At 46.9% G+C, this 21,513-nt stretch carries 16 protein-coding genes; 8 read left to right on the plus strand and 8 right to left on the minus strand.

Features of this window, described 5'->3' with window-relative positions:
• Positions 1–20: 20 nt before the first annotated feature.
• From ACO6UX_RS20035 to ACO6UX_RS20055, 5 genes are all read right to left on the minus strand, one after another.
• On the minus strand, positions 21–1,211 hold the full coding sequence (locus ACO6UX_RS20035; RefSeq protein ID WP_422450109.1) for an acetate kinase: 1,191 nt from the start codon (positions 1,209–1,211) through the stop codon (positions 21–23).
• 413 nt (positions 1,212–1,624) lie between these two features.
• Entirely contained in the window at positions 1,625–2,443 is an 819-nt protein-coding gene (locus ACO6UX_RS20040) for a DUF805 domain-containing protein (RefSeq protein ID WP_422450110.1), read from the minus strand.
• A gap of 147 nt (positions 2,444–2,590) precedes the next feature.
• Entirely contained in the window at positions 2,591–3,010 is a 420-nt protein-coding gene (gene hemJ / locus ACO6UX_RS20045) for a protoporphyrinogen oxidase HemJ (RefSeq protein ID WP_422450111.1), read from the minus strand.
• Positions 3,011–3,094: 84 nt separating this feature from the next.
• On the minus strand, positions 3,095–4,414 hold the full coding sequence (locus ACO6UX_RS20050) for a hypothetical protein (protein WP_422450112.1): 1,320 nt from the start codon (positions 4,412–4,414) through the stop codon (positions 3,095–3,097).
• A 326-nt stretch (positions 4,415–4,740) separates the two neighbouring features.
• Positions 4,741–6,498, minus strand: a complete 1,758-nt coding sequence (locus ACO6UX_RS20055; protein ID WP_422450113.1) for a chloride channel protein — start codon at positions 6,496–6,498, stop codon at positions 4,741–4,743.
• A 473-nt stretch (positions 6,499–6,971) separates the two neighbouring features.
• Here ACO6UX_RS20055 and ACO6UX_RS20060 point away from each other — a divergent pair, with 473 nt between their 5' ends.
• From ACO6UX_RS20060 to ACO6UX_RS20080, 5 genes are all read left to right on the plus strand, one after another.
• Positions 6,972–7,352 carry a CidA/LrgA family protein gene (locus ACO6UX_RS20060; RefSeq protein ID WP_422450114.1) on the plus strand — a complete coding sequence of 127 codons (381 nt, stop codon included), beginning with the start codon at positions 6,972–6,974 and terminating at the stop codon, positions 7,350–7,352.
• Complete coding sequence (locus ACO6UX_RS20065) at positions 7,345–8,073, plus strand: LrgB family protein (protein ID WP_422450115.1); 729 nt, start codon at positions 7,345–7,347, stop codon at positions 8,071–8,073. The genes ACO6UX_RS20060 and ACO6UX_RS20065 overlap by 8 nt, the downstream gene beginning before the upstream one ends.
• Positions 8,074–8,091: 18 nt before the next feature.
• A complete protein-coding gene (locus ACO6UX_RS20070) occupies positions 8,092–8,310 on the plus strand; it encodes a DUF3820 family protein (RefSeq protein ID WP_422450116.1) in 219 nt (72 codons plus the stop codon).
• An 86-nt stretch (positions 8,311–8,396) separates the two neighbouring features.
• Positions 8,397–9,440, plus strand: coding sequence for an N-acetyl-gamma-glutamyl-phosphate reductase (gene argC / locus ACO6UX_RS20075; protein WP_422450117.1), 1,044 nt, complete (start codon positions 8,397–8,399; stop codon positions 9,438–9,440).
• Positions 9,441–9,811: 371 nt separating this feature from the next.
• On the plus strand, positions 9,812–11,173 hold the full coding sequence (locus ACO6UX_RS20080) for a hypothetical protein (RefSeq protein WP_422450118.1): 1,362 nt from the start codon (positions 9,812–9,814) through the stop codon (positions 11,171–11,173).
• Between the two features lie 141 nt (positions 11,174–11,314).
• On the opposite strand, the gene ACO6UX_RS20085 is transcribed toward ACO6UX_RS20080, so the two are convergent.
• Positions 11,315–12,340: a hypothetical protein gene (locus tag ACO6UX_RS20085; RefSeq protein ID WP_422450119.1), complete on the minus strand. Its 1,026-nt coding sequence runs from the start codon at positions 12,338–12,340 to the stop codon at positions 11,315–11,317.
• A 362-nt stretch (positions 12,341–12,702) separates the two neighbouring features.
• Here ACO6UX_RS20085 and ACO6UX_RS20090 point away from each other — a divergent pair, with 362 nt between their 5' ends.
• Entirely contained in the window at positions 12,703–13,686 is a 984-nt protein-coding gene (locus tag ACO6UX_RS20090) for a M48 family metalloprotease (protein ID WP_422450120.1), read from the plus strand.
• 257 nt (positions 13,687–13,943) lie between these two features.
• On the opposite strand, the gene ACO6UX_RS20095 is transcribed toward ACO6UX_RS20090, so the two are convergent.
• A complete protein-coding gene (locus ACO6UX_RS20095; RefSeq protein ID WP_422450121.1) occupies positions 13,944–14,876 on the minus strand; it encodes a LysR family transcriptional regulator in 933 nt (310 codons plus the stop codon).
• A 169-nt stretch (positions 14,877–15,045) separates the two neighbouring features.
• Here ACO6UX_RS20095 and metE point away from each other — a divergent pair, with 169 nt between their 5' ends.
• A complete protein-coding gene (gene metE / locus ACO6UX_RS20100) occupies positions 15,046–17,337 on the plus strand; it encodes a 5-methyltetrahydropteroyltriglutamate--homocysteine S-methyltransferase (protein ID WP_422450122.1) in 2,292 nt (763 codons plus the stop codon).
• Between the two features lie 132 nt (positions 17,338–17,469).
• Here metE and ACO6UX_RS20105 read toward each other — a convergent pair whose 3' ends face one another.
• Positions 17,470–20,124, minus strand: a complete 2,655-nt coding sequence (locus ACO6UX_RS20105) for a hypothetical protein (protein WP_422450123.1) — start codon at positions 20,122–20,124, stop codon at positions 17,470–17,472.
• A gap of 316 nt (positions 20,125–20,440) precedes the next feature.
• Between ACO6UX_RS20105 and ACO6UX_RS20110 the strand changes: the two genes are divergently transcribed.
• Positions 20,441–21,262 (plus strand): M48 family metallopeptidase, encoded by an 822-nt coding sequence (locus ACO6UX_RS20110; RefSeq protein WP_422450124.1) that lies wholly within the window; start codon positions 20,441–20,443, stop codon positions 21,260–21,262.
• The last annotated feature ends 251 nt before the right edge of the window (positions 21,263–21,513 follow it).

Below are 21,513 nucleotides of genomic sequence, written 5' to 3' on the forward strand. Positions count from 1 at the left end.
ACATCATTTAGATAACCAGTTTAGCCAGCAATCAGCGCTTCGGTATCACGGGCAATCATCAGTTCTTCATTGGTCGCGACAACCATGGCTACGGTTGAGCCGGGTTTGGTGATAACACCGCTCTTGCCACGGAAGGTCTCTTCGTTGGCTTGTTCATCAACGTCAAAGCCGAAGATGGACAGACGCTCCATGACATTCTTACGGATCGTGCTGGAGTTCTCACCGATACCGCCGGTGAAGACCAGTGCATCAATGCGGCCCAGTTCAGCGGCAAAACCAGCGAGTTTTTTGGCCAGAACGTGGCAAAAGATGTCCAGGGTGAGCTGGGCACGCTCATGACCTTCTGCTGCGGCATTTTCAAGAACACGGCAATCGTTGTCCAATCCAGACAGACCGAGCATGCCGGATTTTTTGTTCAGGAGGTCGATGATCTCGTCCAGGGAGTAGCCGCATTGCTTGTTCAGGAAGCTGAAGACGTTCGGGTCAATATCACCGGAACGAGTACCCATTACCAGCCCTTCCAGCGGCGTCAGGCCCATGGTGGTATCAACGGATTCGCCGTTTTTGATCGCACAGGCACTGGCACCGTTACCCAGGTGCGCAACCAGGATAGCACTGTTGTCCAGGTCAAGACCCAGCATGTCGGCAGCGGTTTTGCTGACATAACGGTAGCTGGTGCCGTGCATGCCATAACGACGCAGGCCGTGCTCTTCGTACAGGTTGTAAGGAACCGCGTACAGGTAGCTTTCTGCCGGCATGGTCTGGTGGAATGCTGTGTCAAATACCACGGACTGTGGCAGCTCCGGGAAGTATTTTATGCAGGCACGGATACCCAGCAGGTGAGCAGAGTTGTGCAGAGGTGCCAGGTGGCTGCAGTCTTCGATGCCCTGGATTACTTCATCAGTGATCAGGGTGGATTGGGTGAACTTCTCACCACCGTGAACAATGCGGTGACCGATGGCTTCGATGTGTTCCATCAGGTTGTTCTCACGGAGAATGCCCACCAGTGCTTCGATAGCACCTTCGTGGCCAGCAGCGCCAAGATTCAGGGTTTGCTTCTCACCGTTCAGTTTCCAGGTGATGGAGGCTTCGTTGCCCACGAGGCATTCAGCAATGCCACTGATGCTTTCCTCTTTGGTTTTCGGGTTGATGACTGCGAACTTCAGGGAAGAACTGCCACAGTTGATAACCAGAACGCTGTCTTTGCTCATAGAATCTATTACCAGTGAAAATGACCGCACAGTTTTCGAAAATGCCCGTTTAATGCTTTTAATGTAAGCGAATTGTCACGAATATCGTCAAACGCCGCGGCCGGAACCAATCACAAGGAGGCTGTCTGGAAATAATGTCCGTAACGGAGATGGCAGAACATTGTGGAGGAAACATCGTTTTTGTGCGGTGAATAGTGGTGCTATTTACCGGAAAAACGAATGTCTGAACCCATGTGCTGTCACAGCAGCAGGACGGTCTATTCCAAGGCAACCTCCCGGATGATCATGACTTGTATAAAGTAGAAAAGCGGTATGAAAATATTATAACCATTGACCTGTGTCGGTGGACTGCGTATTGATGCGTATATCGTAACAAGGCTGTGGTTAATTGTTCTCCAATGTGTCAGAGCATATCAGAGGTTTTGTTCCAGTGCCGGAAGAACCAGCTGATCAATCATTTCCGGAACATTGGCAGCCAGCTGCAGCAGCTCATTCTGGTAAAGCCAGCCATAGGATCCTGCGGCAATCAGGGCCAGTAATGGAATCCACAGGCCAAAAACCTGGGCAATTCTCCCGGCGGAATAGGGAGTTGGCCCAAACCGGTTGGTACTGGCAGTACCTGAGGAAAAGGTCAGCCATAACAGAAACAGAAGGTTGATGCCCGGGATCACTAGCAGCAGGCTCTTCCAGCCACTGCGGTCAAAATCATGAAGCCTTCTGGCAGCCATGGTCAGCATAAGGAGGCAGGCAATAGTCATCAGGCCCAGTGTCAGGTGCAGTGACTCCAGAGGTGGGTAGAAAGGTGTCAGGTGAGGGGTTAAAAGCCCCGGAACCCAGCAGGCGCAGACGACCAGCAGCGCAATTACCCAGAGGGAGGCGATAAATCGTACTCTTCCCATTCTGGGGAGCAGTTGAAACTGCCCGGATGATTCGGCCGGTTGTTTCTGCTCCTGCTCCGGGATGGTTTCCGGTGGCGTTTGGGGCAGTTCTTCATTACTGGTCATAGAGAGAATCCGGCAATGGGCTCCTGCCTTCATCATGGCTCTTTCATAAGGACGGATTTCACTGGCGGTCATATTCTTGCGAATAATAACCGGCTTTCCTGAGAACAGACATTTCAGTTCTGCCTTGTCGGCATTCAGGAGCTCTTTCAGGTTTTTCCGAACCTTTCTTTCCTTAAAACCCGGCAGTATTTCTCCTTCGAAAACCAGTTTATAGAATGAGTCATCCATGGCGACCTGTCCTGAAATATGTCCTGAGACAGGTTATCGGCGGGCATGGTGGAGACTGAGGCTTTTTTGTGGTTAACCCCAGGGAGTATAAATATCGTAAAGGAGCAGTGGGTTCCCTTGGATTTTATGCTCCAGATGGTCAGCCTTCTAAAAGGGCTTAACAACCACCAGAATGACAATACCCACAAGGAAGACCACAGGAATTTCATTGAAAACCCTGAAAAATGTGTGGCTGTGGGTACTGGTGCCGTTGGCCAGTTGCTTCATATAGCGGGCGCACATATGGTGATAGCCCACGGTCAGAACTACCAGGGTCAGTTTTGCATGCATCCAGGGGGCACTGATGTAGCTGGGGATATAGTGTAACAGCCACAGGCCAAGCGTCAGGGTGGCAATCATGGAGGGGGTGGCGATGCCGCGCATCAGCTTTCTTTCCATGATGACAAAGCGATCCCTGCTGATCTGGTCTTCACTCATGGTGTGATAGACAAACAGCCTCGGCAGGTAAAAGAGAGCTGCAAACCAGCAGGTCATGGCGATAATGTGGAAAGCTGTTACCCAAAGCATGGTTAAACCCGATTGTTATTGAATTTGTAAGCATTCTTACAGGTTAGAAAAGTAAATCAAGTTGCATGCTTTAAATTTCTTGATTCAACGCTTTGGGGGCTGTGGATCTATAGCCGTTACTGTTTTTTCCTCACTGCTTGCTTTCATATAATCAGCGTACAGGTATGGCCAGTTTTTCGACCACCATGGAGGGTTTGGGATATCTCGGAGAGCTGCCCGTAAACCGTGATAACATGAGATGACGAAGTCATTTGTTGCCAGTAAGTCTTTATTCCGAATTCTATCGGCCAGGAATATTTCTGATTCTGTTTTGAGTTTGACCAGTTTTTTTCTGATATCTTTCCTGCTGCTCATTAACGCTGGTCTGCTGATCATCAACTCGGAGATTTTGTCGCAGAGAAGCCTGAGATCTTCCCGGAGCCCCTGAGGTCTGCCGATGATGTTTTGCAGTAATGCGCGTTCGGTTTTTTGTTCTTCCAGGACACAGCGGCCTCTGGCCAGTTTGGCTTCTTCTCTGTATTTATCTTGACGGGTGGTAAGCCAGGAGTGAGAAGTCCTGTTGTTCAGGCTTTCTTCCATAAAGTGGTCGCATATCAGCGTTGCCAGCTGTGTTATCGCCTGTTTCTGAGGTTTAACTTTTTGTAACGGGTTGATCAATTGAATGTCGTCAGATTCCCAGACGCAACAGGCGAAAAAAAAGCGTCTGCACTCTTCCCTGGAAAACCCTTTTGGGCGAACTCTGCCCCCCGTTAAAATTCTGGTTTCGCACTCTTTCATTAACTGTGTCAATTCGGAGGTGATTGTTTTATAGGTATTTGGATGCTCATGTAACTGAAGAGTAAGCTCTGGGCTGCTCAACAGTCTAAAGCATGGGGAATTGGGTACTTCCGGGCTGTCTTCTTCACATTGCTCATCAAATGATGGCCACCAGCCTGAATTAAGTTGAATTGGCGAATCTTCTTCTTCTGGTAAACAGTCATGGATGGTTTTTATTTCATGAAAGATTTGATGGATTGTTTCTAAAATGACCTTTTGTTTTTCGTCGATGTCTGGCATTTTCTTAGGTATGTTGAGCAGTTCTTCAAAATCTTGAGCATTTTTTTCTTCTGCTTGTCCGTTTAAAAGCACAAGCTTGTCTTGTGAGAGGCTGGTTGCTTCAGGTAACTGCATTAATTTCGCCAGCTGTTTTTTTATTTTGTCGAAATTAGTGTAAAGAGCTGCTGGGGAAACGGCGGCTCTTTGCTCAGGCTCATACCATGACATGAAATCAGTAACGGTTATCTGGCCAGTAGCTAACGCTTTAACTTTAGCCCTGATCAGTGCTTCAGCCGAAATGCCCTGGACATCAATAGAGAGTGCTGAATAAAGGTTGGTTCGATTTTTTTTTCTGGCTGAGACAAGCATTGATGTCCCTGCTGAAATATCGAGCGTTTTCCCGGTTCGCCTGAAAGAGTGGCGGATGCCCTTGACTGCACGCCCCATGAAGCCGGGCCTGGCAGAAGGCTCAGTGGTATTGTCATCTTGACTTGGCGTTTCTGGCAGAGCGCCAACGTTTGAGGTTGCTCCCAACTGGTTGACTTCCATCGGTTACACCCTTTTATTGATCTTCTCGCTTTCTAATCGTTTATAAAGTGGCTACAGGGACCCATTTGCCCCCGATAGACGTGAATCTATCAAATATTCTTGCTGGCTGAATGTCTCAAGCATCATTATTCGTCATTAATGTACAACTACTGTGCGTTACTGAGAAAACGCTCAATTGATTGCAGAGTAATAACACCAACAGCGTTGCATATTTCTACTTTTTTCCGCCCGTTCTTTTCCATGACCAGCAATACATCGAGACCTTTATCAAGCATGATTTTACGAGCTTCATATAAGGTAGACTGCATATCAATGGGCAGTGTCTGTATAACAACGTTGTCTCTTATCTGACTGGTTACATCCTCCTCTTGCTTTTGACATTCAAGCAAGTCTTTAGTTCTGATAATTTGCCCGGGTTGTCGATCGCCCAGGACGACCCAATGACTGTTTGTGCTGTTTATCCTCCTGAGTTCATTTGGTACAGACTCTGACGATAATGTCACCAGCTGTCTATCCATCAAACCCGCAACCCCTGTTCGATTCAACAACTGAGCCATTGGGGAAAGCTGAATACTCTGTCCACGTGCCAGGAACTGCATGGCAAAAATACTCTGTTGGCCACAGATCTGGCTGGAGGTCAGACAGGCGATCACGATAGCCAACATGGCTGGCAGAATAATCTGGGAACTGTGGGTCAGCTCCAGCACGGTAATCAGGGCCGTCAACGGAGCCTGAAAGATCGCCGCCATCATGGCGATCATCCCGGTGATGACATGAAAGGTGATATTGGTAGAAACCCCCGGCAACTGGTCAGCCAGTATAGCACAGCAGGCACCGACTGCGGCTCCGATCATCAACGATGGTCCGATCATTCCGCCGGGAACGCCCAGACCGATGACCAGTGGTGTAATCACCAGCTTGGCCGCCAGCAGGATAAAGAGAAACTGCAGATTTACCTCGTCGCCGTTCAGCAGGGCTTCAATGGTGTCATAGCCAATGCCCATGGTTGCAGGGACCAGAACGGCGACTATGCCCATTAGAAGCCCTGCGATTAACAGTGGGAATACGACCTTATTCTGGCGCTTTTGCATGGCAAAGATATTAATTTGAATAAACGCTGCGGCAAGAAGGCCAATAATGACCGCAGTGATCGCCGTCAGCATCAGGTCTTCGGGTACGGCAGAAGGAATGATCGGGATCTGAAAAGCCGGGTTAGGGCCGTAAACCGTTTGGGTCAGAACGGAAGCCACCACAGCGGATACCATGACCGGAATAAAGCTTTCCAGTGAATACTCTTTCATAACTACCTCCATGGCAAAGATCACCCCGGCCATGGGCGTATTGAAAAGTGCGGCAATGGCTGCGGCAGTACCACAACCCGCCAGTACTCCCAGAGTGTTGGCTGGCAGTTTCAGCATCTGGCCCAGAAAGCTGCCTGCCCCTGCGCCCATATGTACCGCAGGCCCTTCACGCCCCACCGAGAAGCCACTGACCAGCGCGATCAGTGCCGTCAAAAACTGGGTGATGGTGCCGGTAATGGGTAACCAGCCCCTGTTCAGGGTCAAGCGCTCGATCACATGGGCAATGCCAAAGCTTCTTTGCCCGGGGGGGCAGCGCTTGATTAACAGGATCAGGGCAATGGCTCCCCCGATAGGTGACAGGAAGCGAACCAGGGGAGGGAGAGCTTCATAACCACTTTCCACCGATGCGAGTGTTGCAAATACCTGTTCAGATATCAGGGCACGCTGAGAAACAACGCCAAAGTAAAACAGCAAATCCTCAAAGGCGATAAGAAAGCCTCCGGCCAGCAGCCCGGTCATCAGTGCCATCAGGGTCAGTTGTGGCAGCGCTTCTGATTGCGCCAGACGCAGCCTTAAATTCTGTATCGAGGGGTTGTTAAACATAGACGCCGCCTGGGTAAAGTTGTTCCGTTGCTGAGCGGTTATCAGATGATTTTGTTTCCTGGCATGGGGTGAAAATATGACTTTTTCAGGGTTATGGGCTTCAGTAATCGCTTATGCCGGAATTAAATAACGTCGGTTGACGTATGTAGTTTGCAGTTTACCGGATTGTCATTGCGTCTCTCTACCTGTTAAAACAGTGTTTTACTTTTCAGGTATGATTGAACGATTTTTGCACATTATTTCGATGATTTGATGTGTACAATCTCCGTTCACCCTGAGCGGAGTCGAAGGGTGATTGGCACAGTCTTTATTCAGGGTATGGTGTTTACACCCTTCTTCCGTGCACCCTGAGCCGAGCCGAAGGGCGCTCAGGACGAACGGAGCCTGGAAGTCATTGATAGAAGGAACCCATCAATTACATTGAAACCATGTACTAGTGCGCAGCATATAGCTGCTTCAGGAGAGATCGAGCGATGTCATCAGGAACGCTGTCAGGCATTGTCATTTTGCTGTTTTTTACCGTGCTGGGTGATGTATTAAGTGACGCATTCAGTCTTGCAGTTCCGGGCTCTGTGATGGGGTTGATACTTCTGGTTATTTATCTTCAGTTGTCTGGCGGTGTCAGTGAGTCGCTGGATACGGTGAGCCAGTTCTGTATCCGTTACCTGGCCGTGCTGTTTATCCCGGGCTGTGTTGGTATTTTCTTCCTGAGTGACCTGCTCTTGCAGCAATGGCTGCCTATCGCTCTGGCCATGTTGGTGGCGACTCCTGTTTCTCTGGTGTTAACGGCTGTTCTTCTGCAATGGCTGCTGAAACGCTTTGCCAGCACCTGCGGAGAGAATCATCATGGATGAGGTGATCAGTTTCTCTTACGGACTATTACAGCGGCAAATGAACAACCCGGTTGCCATTTTGTTGATCAATCTGGGCGCTTACCTGCTGGCGGAAAAGTTGTTTAATCGTATGGGGCGCAAAGGGTGGTTTCACCCGCTGTTTACCACCAGTCTGCTGGTTTTTCTGGTGATTCACTGTTCTCCACTTGAGCCCGATGTGTATACCAGGCACAGCGAGTTGCTGAAGATGTTGCTGGCACCATTTACGGTAGCACTGGCGGTTCCTCTGTCACGACAGCTGCACACTCTTCGTCAGTTAGCGGGACCTCTTCTGTGTACATTACTGATCGGTGGATTGCTGGCGGCGTTTATGGGTATGGGGATGGCTCTGGCAACCGGCGGCTCAAGAGACGTGGTGTTATCCATTTCTACCAAAGCCGTAACCACAGCGGTTGCCCTGGTGATGGGCGAACAGTATGGCGCTATTATTTCCCTGGTAGCGGCGGTAGTCATTATTTCCGGCGTTTATGGATCGCTGGTGGGGCCAGCACTGTGTCGCAAGTTTGGCGTGACTGATCCAAGGGCCATTGGCTTTGCCATGGGCGTAAACGCTCATGCAGGCGGCACGGCCCGGGCTTTTGAGCTGGATCTGACCATGGGAGTCTATTCCAGCCTGGGAATGTGCCTGTGTGCTGTCTACATGCCGCTGCTTGTGCCATGGCTGATCCGCCTATTATTGTAATTAGCCTGAGAAAACCCGATGTTCGATAAAGAAGACCTGCTCAAAATCGCCAACCAGACCATGCCTTTCGGGAAGTATCAGGGCAGAAGACTGATCGACCTGCCAGAGCCCTATCTTCTCTGGTTTGCTGGCAAAGGGTTTCCGGAGGGTGAGCTGGGTAAGCTGCTGGCATTGACTCTGGAGATTCAGGTCAATGGGTTGAATGACCTGATTACGCCATTAAAAATCACTCAGTAGTCTCCTTCATTGGAGCGACGATATCCCGGAGAGTTCTGGTAAGATCGCCGGTTCAAACAATAATCCAGACGTAACGGAAGCAGCAGATGATTAAAGTGGGGATTGTCGGTGGAACGGGCTATACCGGAGCGGAGCTGTTGCGGTTGCTATCGGTTCATCCAAATGTTGAGTTGCGTATGATCACCTCCCGTTCTGAAGCGGGAAAGCCGGTCAGTGAACTTTTTTCCGGGTTACGGGGAAAGCTTGATCTGAACTTTTCGCTTCCGGATAACCAACAGCTGACCTCATGTGACCTGGTGTTTTTTGCCACACCCAATGGTATTGCCATGGAGTCTGTGCCGGAATTACTGTCTGCCGGTGTTCGGGTGATTGATCTGGCGGCTGACTTTCGTTTGCGCGATACAGCGCTGTGGCAGCAGTGGTATGGTCTTGAGCATGTCTGCCCGGAGGTATTGGCAGAAGCGGTCTATGGCCTGCCAGAAATGAACCGTGCCGATATTGCCAGCGCCCGGCTGGTGGCCAACCCCGGCTGCTACCCAACGGCAACGCAGCTGGGTTTATTACCCCTGTTGAGGGCAGGGCTGGTGAGTGGCAATATCATTGTCGATGCCAAATCGGGAGTCAGCGGCGCTGGCCGTGGTGCCAATGTGGGCACGCTGCTCTGCGAAGCCTCCGAGTCTTTCAAGGCCTATGGTGTTGCCGGTCATCGTCATTTGCCGGAAATTCGCCAGGGTATTGAGCGCATGCCAGAAACGGGGGTATCGCCATTTACCGGCGACCTGGTATTTGTTCCCCATTTGACCCCAATGATCCGCGGTATCCACTCCACGCTGTATTGCACCGTCAAAGATCATAGTATTGACCTTCAAGGGTTGTATGAGAGTACCTTTGCCGATGAGCCCTTTGTTGATGTTATGCCTGTGGGCAGCCACCCGGAAACCCGGTCGGTTCGCGGATGTAACCAGTGTCGTATAGCCATCCATCGTCCACAGGGCGGGGATACGGTGGTGATATTGTCTGTTATTGATAACCTGGTCAAAGGGGCAGCAGGCCAGGCCGTTCAGAATATGAACATAATGTTTGGACTGGATGAAATGACCGGCCTGGACTTCCCTGCTGCTATGCCTTGATAAGAGACGGTATCATTATAGTCATAAAAAAGCGCTGCTTCTCTCTGGTTTAGCAATCAGAGGGAGGCATTGGGTTTTGTCTGATTTCAAGTTAATTGTAAATTTTTTATTTTTTTTAACAGAAATTTTATTCTCTTATTTTTTTGTCTATTTTTGATGGCCTAAAGAAAAAATAATATACAGAGGTTTTAGCTATGGACACGAAAGGTCATCAAGCAAATCCTGTTAATAACCAGCAGGTAACCTATCCACAATCACAAGCGCCTCTTTCCTCATCCGACGCATGTCGATTACCCGCTGGTTCTGGCCATCGAGAATCAGTGAATTACTTTGGATACTCCTTAAATTCACAAGATCCCAATAGACAACATTTGGCACATGCTCCCAGTGACCGTCCCAATACCAATTCGGGGCAGGTGAGAAACGTTGATTATCTGGCGCAAGGTGTTGTATCAACAGCCACTGTTCGCCCGCAACTATACCCGGATCTTCCTCCATACCCGGATCTTCCTCCATACTCGGATCCTCCGCCTCCATACCCGGGAACCGATGACCAACAGTCCGGGGTTGGCTCTCAACCATCAATAACCACCTCGTTTCCCTCGCCCATAGAAAAGTTTCAACGAGCATTTACACCTGAGCAGCAATATGCGATCCAGCAGGTGCTGGGTGGTTCAATCAACGGATCAACCTGGCTGGCCTATCGACTGGCCGCCCTGAAAAATTATGAACTGCATTTTATTATTGATAACAGCATGTCAATGGATACCCAGGATGGCATGGTACATCCTGAGGTCGGAGTAAGAATGTCCAGGTTTGAAGAGGCGGTCTATCGGTTGAGTCATGTTGCCGATTTATTAGCCCATATTCCGGTGATGGGAATAAAAATTCAAAGTTTCACTCAGGAATTCCCACCAATTGATACCGGTGGCACGCCAGCCGAGGTTGCGATGCAGATGAAGAGGTGTCTGGACAGTATTTTCAGGGCTAAGAGACTCCCTTCAACCCCGCTCTATCCTGCTATGTTAAAAAGCATAGAAGAGTCTGAACGTTCTCCGAAATCTCCCCCCCGTATTATCTATGTATTTAATGATGGTGAGCCCAATAACGGAGGCTCTAAAGAGCATATTTTTGAATTACTGAAACACCGAAAGGCTGAGAGGAGTCCGGTGTGCCTGGTTGCCTGTACTGATCTAGAGTCATCAGTCGAGTGGATGAACGAGGCAGATGAGCAGCCAAACGTTCATGTTGTTGACGATTTCCAATCAGAAATGAGAGAAGTGAAGGGGCACCAGGGCGCAGCTTTTCCCTTTACAGAAGGCTTCTACCTTATGTCCACTTTGCTTGGTCCCATTGACCCGCTGTTTGATAAAGCGGATGAAAATCACATCTTTGATCATGCGGATTATCAGGAAATCTGTGGCTATAGCGTATCGCCAGCGGAGTATGACTTATATCGAAATGAAGCTTATAGACTGCAAAATGAGCCTTATCGACAGCAAAACCGGCAGGCTGGAAATGAGCCTTATCGACAGCAAAACCGGCATGCTGGAAATGCACCTTATCGACAGCAAAACTGGCAGGCTGGAAATGCACCTTATCGACAGCAAAACAGGCAGGCTGGAAATGAGCCTTATCGGCAACAATACCGGCAGGCCGAAAATGAAGCTTATCGATTACGAAACAGGCATAATGAAAATAATGAAAATTCTGATTACTGTTTAATTTCATAGCGTTACTGGCTGCCTGCAGGAAGTATGTATTCTCTGTCGCTTAACGGCTTGACCAGTTCAAACAGCAGATGGAAGTAGCGCAGCAGCCAGGGAATAGCGACTTGCCATCAACTTTGACAAATAACGAAGGTTAACGATGACCTAGGTTTTTGTTTTTGTTCCTGATGATGGATAGACCCCCATAAGCCTTGCAAAAACCTCTTCTGCCTTTTTAATTTCTTCTTTTTTAAATCCCTGGGTCATAGAGGGATTAAGATCGTAAAACCAGCGTCTCAGGCTGGTTCTCAGAGATGTCAGATTCTTCCAGTGTTTGCCTCGACGAAATATACGATTGATGGTAATTTCAATATCTTTTTTTGAGGTTGGCTCTTGCAGGCAGGCATTAATAGTGTCTTTAACCGCATCTAATCTTGCTTTAGTTCTTTTAGGGTGATTTTTAGAAGATTTGTTTTGGCAAGTTACCTTTCTTTTCTTAATTGGCCGGGAGTTCGCTTCTCCTTCTGAGTGTGATTTACCCTGGCTTCTGACTGTAGATGTTGTTTCCGCTAAGGGATGTTTCCGGAATCTGCGAGTTACTGTTTGAACTGAACTTTGGCATTTCAGGAGGCCTGTTTCAGAGTTTGCTGCATGGGGAGCTGCTTTTACTTTACCGGGGATAGCATTTCGTGCTGCTTTAATGCCAGGGATATTATCGTATTTTTTTAAATGAATTAATCCTTTCAGAGTTTGCAAGGAATTTTTTTTACTATCATAGGTGACTCCAATCGTATCGGTAATATCACGAAAAAGGCTTTCGTGGGTATGGCTGAACAATCGCATCATAATGCAAAAGCTTGTTACTACAGTTTCAGCATCCTCGGAGTATTGTTTGTCCAGAAATTTGCTGCTTCTACTGTCGGCGTTTGAATGAAAAGTGCTTGAACAAAATCTTGAAAACTCAATTACGGTTCTCTCTTGCGGTGATATATGTCTGGGCTTTGACTGCTCTACATCTTGTTGTGGCTCTGAACCTTCTTTAAGCATGAATGTACAGGATTTTGCTGGTTTTATCCGGCCATTTGTCATGGTTTGTCCGTGGAGCTTTTTTGCAACTTGTCCGTGGAACTTTTTTGCAAGAGGTCGTTGGATGTTGGCATCGGGGGTAATTGGTGTGGTGGAAATATCCATAATGACTTCCTTTAGCGAAGTTTATTTTAATAATGATATAAATTAGTTATTTTTTTTGATGAAAAGTTCCATAACTGGTGAAATTTAATTTTATTTGAATATATTCAAGAGAGTTTTTTAGAACAAGATGGTGTAGGTAGTTGGCCAAAAGGAATCATATGTTTCTGACTAAATGGGCGGTCACTCTCGGCAACTGCTCCATACAGATATTGGTAATGGCGAACCCTGATTGAATAGAATGATGGAACCAAACTATATTTTTCTTGTCTGAACTCTATAGCGGGTCGAATCATTTTAGAGGATTGAAGGTGTTTTCCAGAGTCAAGTGTTTATCCATAACCTCATTAACTGTATGTATTTACTTGCTTTCCTGCGTTTCCAGCGCTCATGGGAATCAAGAGGTTCATACATTAAATAGAAACGATGTTATCAATAATCTCCATCGAGTTGTTGATAGAAGCCTGCTGGAAGAGTTTGAAAACAATGGCCTTGCATCGGTTGCCAGTGGCACTGTTGGTACAATGATCGGCGTCAGTTGGACTGGCCTTGCATCGGCAATCACAAAAAACAGTGCCAACCCGTTTTTTATTGATTTTACGGTCAGGGCATTCCTGACCGGGGCTGCGCTTGGGACTCTTTCCGTGGTATCCCGAACGTATTTAAAGACCCCTTTCGATTACCTTCACCTGCCACTTGGCTGGGGGTTTTACAAATTAGCACAATTGCAGGACTGGGTCCTGCGTGAGGAGACATCCCGCGAGCTTGAACAGAAATACTCCGAATTTCTCGACCCGGTAGCCAAACGTTTAACGGCCGTTGCTGAGCAGGTTTTTGATATCCCTGCCGATTACTGGACAATCTCAACCATGAATAGTGGTGTTCCCAATGCCTTTGCAACCAGTGGCTATAATATTGCGATTTATCATTCGTCTTTTCCCCTGGCGAAAAATCAGGCTGGCATGGCCTGTTTTCTGGGACATGAAATGGGTCATATATTGGCAAGGCACATGGGGCAGGGTTTAAGTGATGTCCTTTTTCTGAATCAGCTGGCCCTGGCCAGTATTCCGTTTGCCAACTCAATTTTGCAGAATCGTGAAACTCAGGCTGACGAAATAGGCATCTACCTGACAGCCTTGGCTGGATATGACCCTTCAGAATGCTCCAGAGTCTGGGGCAGGGCTATCGCTTATAGTGGAAGTCTGCGAGAAGTGGTCAATATATTCCTTTCAGCACACCCGACCAGCAAGACCCGCATGAATGCCCTGAAACACCATGGCGATGTTTTACAGGCCTATTATTTGAACACGCCAGAAGTGCTTGGGCTGGGGCTCGAATATGAACTTTAATGGCTGTTTGGTCAGTCTCCCGGGAGCAACTCAGTTGCCGTTGCCGAAAGTGACCGATCATCTGGTTAAAACTTATGATCCCTGTGTTTATACCAATTCCACCTTCTAAATATGAACTGCGCAGCCATTTTGAACCGCTGGATCTTCGTTGGAATTCCTCGCAATAGCCCTGCTATTACTCGTCATTCCGCCTTGCCCAGCTGTCCAAAATGACTTGCTCGATATCATATTTAGAAGGCGGAATTGGTATTACCTGATTATGCTGGCTTTATAGCATTCAGGGTTGCAAAACAGGTTTCTCTGGCTGAGGTAATAAAGCTGGCAATATAGGGTTGCTCCTTTTGTTCTGCTCTAATCGCTGCATACAGTGTTGACCACAACCCCTCTTTACCAAGTCGAACTGCCGCAACGTGCCCTTTATCAAGATATTCCGCCAGTGCCCAGCATGGCAGTGCAGAAACACCTCTCTGGCTGGCAACCAGCTGCAGCATCATCAATGTTAACTCTGCTGTACGGATATCAGCAGGCTCAATATCTGCCGGGTCAAGAAAATCGTAGAAGACCGCCAAACGACCTTGTTCAACAGGGTAGGTGATCAGTACTTCCTGTTGCAGGTCAAGAGGTGTGACAAACTCTCGTTCTTTTAATGGGTGTGTCCTGGCAATGGCCAGCAGCATCTCATAACGAAAAAGGGGGATGTACTCGATGCCATCAATGGGCACTGGGTCAGACGTGACCACAAGATCAAGTTCACCCCGGGAAAGAGCCGGTAAGGGGGCAAAATTAAAGGCAGTGGAGAAATCCATTTCTACTTCTGCCCAGTGTTGCCGGTACTCTGTGATGGTTGGCATTAGCCACTGGTAACAACTGTGACACTCAATGGCAATATGCAACCGTCCGGCTTTGCCGCCCGCCAATCTCATCAGGCGTTGTTCTGTAGCCTTGAATCTTGGCAGCACTTCTTCAGCCAGCTCCAGAATATTTAACCCGGCAGTGGTAAACCGGGGTGGCCGGGATTTACGGATAAACACTTCCATCCCAATACGATGCTCCAGCTCTTTCAACTGATGGGACAAAGCGGATTGGGTGAGATGTAAACGGCTGGCGGCTTCTACCAGGCTGCCGCTTTGGTGAATGGCTTTCAGTGTTTTAAGGTAACGTAACTCAAGACCCAGGTTTTGCATTGTCATTGTTTGCCTTTCTTCTATCGTCAGTTCACAAGAGCATCATTATTAGTTTTTTTCATTTTTATTATTAGAAAAATGAGTTTGATTCAATTCTAACTCTCCAACAGAATCGTGACTACTCTTTGATCCATCCTGAAAACAATAAGTCTGACGATCAGCCCGGAGTTATTTCATGATCACTACCCATAACCTTGGATTTCCCCGAATAGGTGCTAACCGTGAGCTGAAGAAGGCTCAGGAAAGTTACTGGCGCGGTGACCTGTCCAGGGCAGAGCTTTTGGAAGAAGGCCGTCGCCTGCGTAAACGACACTGGCAGTTGCAGAAAGAATCAGGTATTCATCTGATTCCGACGGGTGATTTTGCCTGGTATGACCAGGTGCTGAGCCACTCTTTGATGCTGGGTGCGGTGCCGGAGCGATTTTCGGAAGCGGACCCTGGTGATATTGATACCCTTTTTCGTATGGCCCGAGGTCGAGCACCTACCGGAGAACCAGCAGCAGCCTGTGAAATGACTAAATGGTTTGATACTAACTACCATTACATAGTGCCGGAGTTGCACAAAGGCCAGAAGTTCCAATTGTCTAACACCGCTATTCTGGATGAAACCGCTGAGGCTATTGAACAGGGCCTCAGGGCAAAACCGGTACTGATTGGCCCGCTGTCCTGGCTGTGGCTTGGTAAAGTCAAGGGCGAGTCTTTTGACCGATTGGAGTTGCTTGACAGTGTTGTCGAGGTGTATGGCAAAGTTCTGGCCAGACTGGCTGAAATGAATGTGGAGTGGGTACAGGTTGATGAGCCCATTCTGGCTCTGGATCTTCCACTGGAATGGCATCAGGCGTTTGAATCGGTATATAACCGGTTGCAGAGTTGCCATGTAAAAATTCTGTTGGCCAGCTACTTTGGTGGTCTCAATGGTACTACGACCACGGTCGTTAATCTGCCGGTGGATGGTCTGCATATTGATCTGGTCCGGGATCCGGATCAGTTACCGGCACTGCTTGATCGCCTGCCTGCCTACAAGGTTTTATCAGCGGGTGTTGTTAATGGTCGGAATATATGGCGCTCCGACCTGCAGCAGATAGTGCGGCAATTGAAGGAGGCAGAGGAGCGGCTGGGTGATCGGCTGTGGGTAGCGCCTAGCTGCTCATTACTGCATGTTCCGGTTGATCTGGAGCAGGAAACCGAGCTTGATGACGAGCTGAAATCCTGGTTTGCCTTCGCCAGGCAGAAGTGTGAAGAGGTCTCCGTGATTGGTCGGGTTTTATCCGGAGGGCATCAGGCACAGGACCCGGTGGTGTTGACATTGATTTCCGAGGCCGAAAAAGCGGTATCTGCCAGGCAACACTCTCAGCGGGTTCATAATACAGCGGTAGAACAACGGTTGACGTCATTAAATGATGACAGGGATATTGATCATCGTCGCTCACCTTATGCGGTAAGGGCAAGGCTACAGCATGAAAAACTGAATCAGCCTGAATTTCCTACAACCACCATTGGCTCTTTTCCCCAGACACGGGAGATACGACAGAAGCGCTTACAGTTTCGCAAAGGGGAGCTGGATGAGCAGTCTTATATCGAAGCGATGCAAGCGGAAATACGCAAGACCATTAAAAGGCAAGAGTCGCTTGGTTTGGATGTTCTTGTCCATGGCGAAGCAGAACGTAATGATATGGTTGAGTACTTTGGCCAGCAGCTGGAAGGGTTTGCCTTCACAGCCAATGGCTGGGTACAGAGCTATGGCAGTCGCTGTGTAAAACCCCCCATTATTATTGGTGACATCAGCCGCCCTGAGCCGATGACCATTGCATGGAGCCGCTATGCCCAGGAGCAGACCAGCCAGCCGGTTAAAGGCATGTTAACCGGGCCGGTTACCATTCTTTGCTGGTCATTTCCAAGAGATGATGTGAGCAGGGAAACGTCCTGTCTCCAGTTAGCGTTGGCCTTAAGAGATGAAGTTGTTGATCTGGAGAATGCGGGTATTGGCATTATTCAGATTGATGAGCCAGCCATTCGGGAAGGCTTGCCTTTGAGAAAAGCAGACTGGCCTGCTTACCTGGAGTGGGCGGTGAAGAGCTTTCGCATTGCTGCCAGTGGCGTCAAAGATGAAACCCAAATCCATACCCATATGTGTTACAGCGAGTTTAATGACATTATTGAATATATTGCCGCCATGGATGCGGATGTCATCACCATAGAAACTTCCCGCTCAGATATGGAACTGCTGGATGCTTTTGAAGCGTTTGAATACCCGAATGAGATTGGACCCGGAGTTTATGATATTCATTCGCCAAATGTGCCCAGTATTCAGTGGATTCAACAGCTGATGACTAAAGCGGCACAAAAAATACCCAAACAGCGTTTATGGGTAAATCCGGACTGTGGCTTAAAGACCAGAGACTGGCAGGAGGTAGAAGACGCTTTAAGAAATATGGTTGCAGCTGCGAAAATATTAAGATCCGGTTAAGTGAGGTTACCACTACCTGAAAAAAAAAGCTGGCTGAAGAAAAAAAGCTGGGTCATGAGTAGTAAATCTGAAAAAGAGCCCAGCTTTTTACACTTGCTTAAATAATATAGGAAAAGTACCGTATTTTTTATTTTATAATCTCAGGCTTTTATAAATTTTTTGCTCTGTCTTTTTTGTTCTGGTTTGATTATTTTTCAGGGCTTCTTTTAACTGGGATTTTTCTCTATCTGATTTTTCTATTTTATCAATCATCAGCTGCCGTTCGGCCTGTAAAGCGTTGAGTTTTTGTTCAAGGTCAGCCACCTTTTTTTGTTCATCATGAAAAGCAAATTTTACCAGGCTCTCTGATAGTTGATCTTTTTTCTGGAGTAGTGCAAATTCTTTTTTAAGCATTTCCAGATCCTGTTCAAGAGTTAATGATTTTCTTGATAATTGCAGGTTTTCGTTTATGACTCCATTTAAGAAATTTTTAGTTTTCCTGTCTTTATACTCCAGGTCTGCCTGCCTCGTCTTCAGTTTGACAATCTGATTTTTTAAATATGTTATCAGTGGGGTATCTTGGGGAGCTACCTGAAATAGCTCTGGTGTTGATGCTAATGGTAAAGTTTCTGTCATATCGTATAGTGCAGGCTCTCTCCCTTCAGGGGTATGTTGTTGAAAGCCAGAGGGTGTTGTCTCATGTCCTGAAGCTGGAACACCCAGGGCCTCAATTGGAGCAGCCCCTCTTTCTTCAGGGTTGTGTTGTTGAAAGCCATAGGGTGTTGTCTCATGTCCTGAAGCTGGATAACCCCATATCTCATCCGGTACAGCCCCTCTCCCTCCGGGGCTGTATTGCTGGAAGACAAAGGGGATAGCCTCATCTTCTGAAGACGGTGCTTCCCCGGTTTGTGGTTGCAAAGTGCAGGATGATCCTGAAGAAGAGTGGTCATCGTGCATCTGTTGACAAGGTGGCCATGGGAAAATTTCCTGTGGAGCAACGGCCTTCATTATAGATAAGTCACCTGTTGGATACAGTTCTTCATTGGTGCCAGTTTGTGGTTTGTATATGCTGATATCAGGATGAGATGGGGGGGATGGAATCCAGGTATGGGGTTGCACCTGTTCGTTTTGCTCCTGTGGACTTGGAATAGCGGAGTGGGATGGGGTAACAAGAGAATGGGTATCTTTAGTCTCCTTCGGACTGTTCCATGAACATTCATCAACGGTTTTGCACGGCTCTTTTTCATAGCATACTAACTCCTGCTCAAGAAACTGAAAATCAGGGGCTGAAATCCAGGGTTGCTCAGAATACTCGAGTGTTTTTCCTGTTTCCCCTGGTTTTTGCAACGTTTTCTGTATCATGGAGTTAACTTGGCTATTACTGTTTGCAGGCTCTTTAATGGCATGTAATGAGTCAAAAGTAGCTGTTTTTATATAAGGTGAATCAGGTTCTATTATACCATCGGGTTCTTCTAAGGGAGCTGTTGCTGAAACTTCTGCTATTTTAAGATTTATTGCTTTATCTGTTTTTTTATCTAAGTTTGTTTTTTTACTGGTTGTCATGCTTGCTTTTGTATCTGTATCTGAATCAGTTTCTGAATCAGTTTCTTTTTCTGAAACCATTTCTGGCTCTGTGATTTTGTCTTTTCTTGTGGTTGTTTCTTCGTTTGTGTCTTTTTGTGTGTTGTCACCTTTTTTTCTATTTGTGTCTGTTTTGGCAGTTTTTTCTATTTTTGTATTAAAATATATTATTTCATCTATATTTTCTTCTGATCTTAAGCTAGATTCTGGTTTTGATCTTAATTCTGGTCTTAATCTTGGTTTTGGTCTCGGTTTTAATCTTGGACTTAATTCCTTATTTATCACTGAAGATAAGTTTTGATTTGCTTGGGTTTGTGATGTTTTTAATTCTGGGTTCTTGGTAATAAATGACAGAAATTTCTTGAGCGTGATATGTTCGCTATTTTTTTTGCGGTGTGTTCCCGGAATGGATTGGTAAAGTTCATTAATTAGCTCACGAATTTCTTTTCGGCGATTGGCTTCATTGAGATTTTTTATAAATTTCTTTGTTTTTGGGTTAGTGTTGGCTGAGTAGGATAATGTTTTCCTGTTTTTACGATTAGGACAGGTATGATTGGGGGCACTTTTCTTTTTTACAATCCCGATGCAGGTTAATAGTAAATTTCTTTTTGTTGGTTTGATGCTTATAGTTGTTATATCTTTAAGAACATGATTGATGTCAGAATATAGCTTAGTCAGTTTTTTTCTTCTTCTGCATTCAGCGATGGCGCTGGCTATTCTTCCAGATTTATTATTCATTTGATCAATTGAGATGCACTCCTTATCCTTTTTGTCTCTGTTATGGTATTTAAACGATGAATATTTATTGTCCGGCTTTGCTATTTTTTGTTCATGTGGTCTCAATCTTTTGACTGAGGTTTCGTTTGAAGTATTTAATGGTTCCTTGTTGCATTGTTCATTTTTTTTATTTGCTGAATAATCAGGGTTTGTTCTTTTACGATTTATGCTGGCTGCATTATCTGAAGCTTTAATAGATGCCAGTATTGGAGAGTCAACTGCGCTATCATTGTGAGTTGTTGAGTATGAGATTTCCTGATGTGGCATACCAACAGATTGATGAGTGAATGACCTGAAAAATGGGATTTCACCCTGTGCGCCCGGTAAATATCTGGTTGGGGCAATACTAATGACAGAAGGCTTTGATGGTCCTGCTTCCTGAAGGGGTTGTGTTAACAGTTTAACCAAGGGAGATGTCTGTTGATAGGTTTTAGAGTGAATGCCGTCCATTTAACTACCCTTAATGGTTTTTAATTGCCTGATGAAATAGGAATATCAGGTGGCGAATCAGCCAGTATTTAGTATGTGTGTCTTGATGATCTCTTTACCTGTAAATGGTTAGTCATGTGTCTTTGAAACAATCAGGAATAAAAGTAGTCTGGAATTGTATATAAGTGTAATTCTTAATTATTTTTATTATGTCCGCTATCAATACCTCGGGTGAATTGTGCAATAACTTGCTATTAAATACCGAGATAGCCGTGCTTACCGGTAGTGATTTTGGTTTAATGGCAGTCATAACGTTGTGAAGAAACAGGTATTGGGGATGAAATGGTTAAAAGTTCTGGTCGTGAGCCTGAGTATTTTTCTGGCAGGGTGTCAGACGGTATCAACAACCAACTCAGGGACTATTGGTGTTCAGCGTGAGCAGAAAATGTTCTCTTTGCTCTCTGAAAGCCAGGTGAATGCCATGTCTGCCAGGGCTTATCAGGAAGCTCTGAATCAAGCTCGGGAAAAAGAAGTGCTGAACCGCAAGTCAGCAGATGTGAAACGTCTGCGCAGGATTGCTGACCGGCTGGTGTCCCATGTTGGTGTGTTCAGGCAGGATGCCCGAAGCTGGCAGTGGGAAGTTAATCTGATGACGGATAAACAGCTGAATGCCTACTGCATGCCCGGGGGCAAGATTATGTTTTACACCGGCATTATTGACACTCTGAAGCTGACGGATGATGAAATTGCCGCCATTATGGGACACGAAATGGCTCATGCACTCAGGGAACATGGGCGGGAGTCTATGTCTCAGGCCTATGCAGTGCAGTTGGGGCAGGATACCCTGGGGATTCTGCTGGGGGTCAGTCCTGAGTTAATGAGTGTTGGCAGTACCGTGGTAAATTATGCGCTTACCTTGCCTAATAGTCGTACCAATGAGGCCGAGGCTGACCTTATCGGTTTAGAGCTGATGGCCAGGGCTGGATATAACCCGGAGGCTTCTGTCAGCCTGTGGAAAAAGATGTCAGCGCAAAGTGGTGGCAGTGTGCCGGAATTTATGAGCACACACCCTTCCCACGATACCCGTATAAACGGGCTGAATGCCAATATCAGGAAAGTGGATCATCTTTACAGGCAGGCGATTAGCAAAAGCAATTAATCCATAAGTTCTACGGGATTGGCCGGATCCATACCGCTACTAAAAACCTGTGGTAATCATAGATTACTCAACACTGTTATGAGCCCCGGCCAATCCATTCTTCGTCAAAGACACTGATTTCTTTCCAACCATTTTCGCGTATTTTTCGATCGATGCTTCTGAGAAGTAAGGGGCCCGGCTTTTTCTGCATGAGGAACTGAACTAATAGCCGATGGGTCAGTCAGACCCATTAATCAGACAGTTCAAATTAT

The organism is Endozoicomonas sp. ALB091, from assembly GCF_049310265.1.
Lineage (GTDB): Bacteria > Pseudomonadota > Gammaproteobacteria > Pseudomonadales > Endozoicomonadaceae > Endozoicomonas.

Coding starts and splice junctions, on each gene's coding strand:
- ACO6UX_RS20040 (WP_422450110.1), bottom strand. CDS start 2,443: ATGGATGACTCATTCTATAAACTGGTTTTCGAAGGAGAAATACTGCCG.
- metE (WP_422450122.1), top strand. CDS start 15,046: ATGATCACTACCCATAACCTTGGATTTCCCCGAATAGGTGCTAACCGT.
- hemJ (WP_422450111.1), bottom strand. CDS start 3,010: ATGCTTTGGGTAACAGCTTTCCACATTATCGCCATGACCTGCTGGTTT.
- ACO6UX_RS20060 (WP_422450114.1), top strand. CDS start 6,972: ATGTCATCAGGAACGCTGTCAGGCATTGTCATTTTGCTGTTTTTTACC.
- ACO6UX_RS20095 (WP_422450121.1), bottom strand. CDS start 14,876: ATGACAATGCAAAACCTGGGTCTTGAGTTACGTTACCTTAAAACACTG.
- ACO6UX_RS20035 (WP_422450109.1), bottom strand. CDS start 1,211: ATGAGCAAAGACAGCGTTCTGGTTATCAACTGTGGCAGTTCTTCCCTG.
- argC (WP_422450117.1), top strand. CDS start 8,397: ATGATTAAAGTGGGGATTGTCGGTGGAACGGGCTATACCGGAGCGGAG.
- ACO6UX_RS20110 (WP_422450124.1), top strand. CDS start 20,441: ATGAAATGGTTAAAAGTTCTGGTCGTGAGCCTGAGTATTTTTCTGGCA.
- ACO6UX_RS20065 (WP_422450115.1), top strand. CDS start 7,345: ATGGATGAGGTGATCAGTTTCTCTTACGGACTATTACAGCGGCAAATG.
- ACO6UX_RS20085 (WP_422450119.1), bottom strand. CDS start 12,340: ATGGATATTTCCACCACACCAATTACCCCCGATGCCAACATCCAACGA.
- ACO6UX_RS20055 (WP_422450113.1), bottom strand. CDS start 6,498: ATGTTTAACAACCCCTCGATACAGAATTTAAGGCTGCGTCTGGCGCAA.
- ACO6UX_RS20050 (WP_422450112.1), bottom strand. CDS start 4,414: ATGCTTGTCTCAGCCAGAAAAAAAAATCGAACCAACCTTTATTCAGCA.
- ACO6UX_RS20105 (WP_422450123.1), bottom strand. CDS start 20,124: ATGGACGGCATTCACTCTAAAACCTATCAACAGACATCTCCCTTGGTT.
- ACO6UX_RS20070 (WP_422450116.1), top strand. CDS start 8,092: ATGTTCGATAAAGAAGACCTGCTCAAAATCGCCAACCAGACCATGCCT.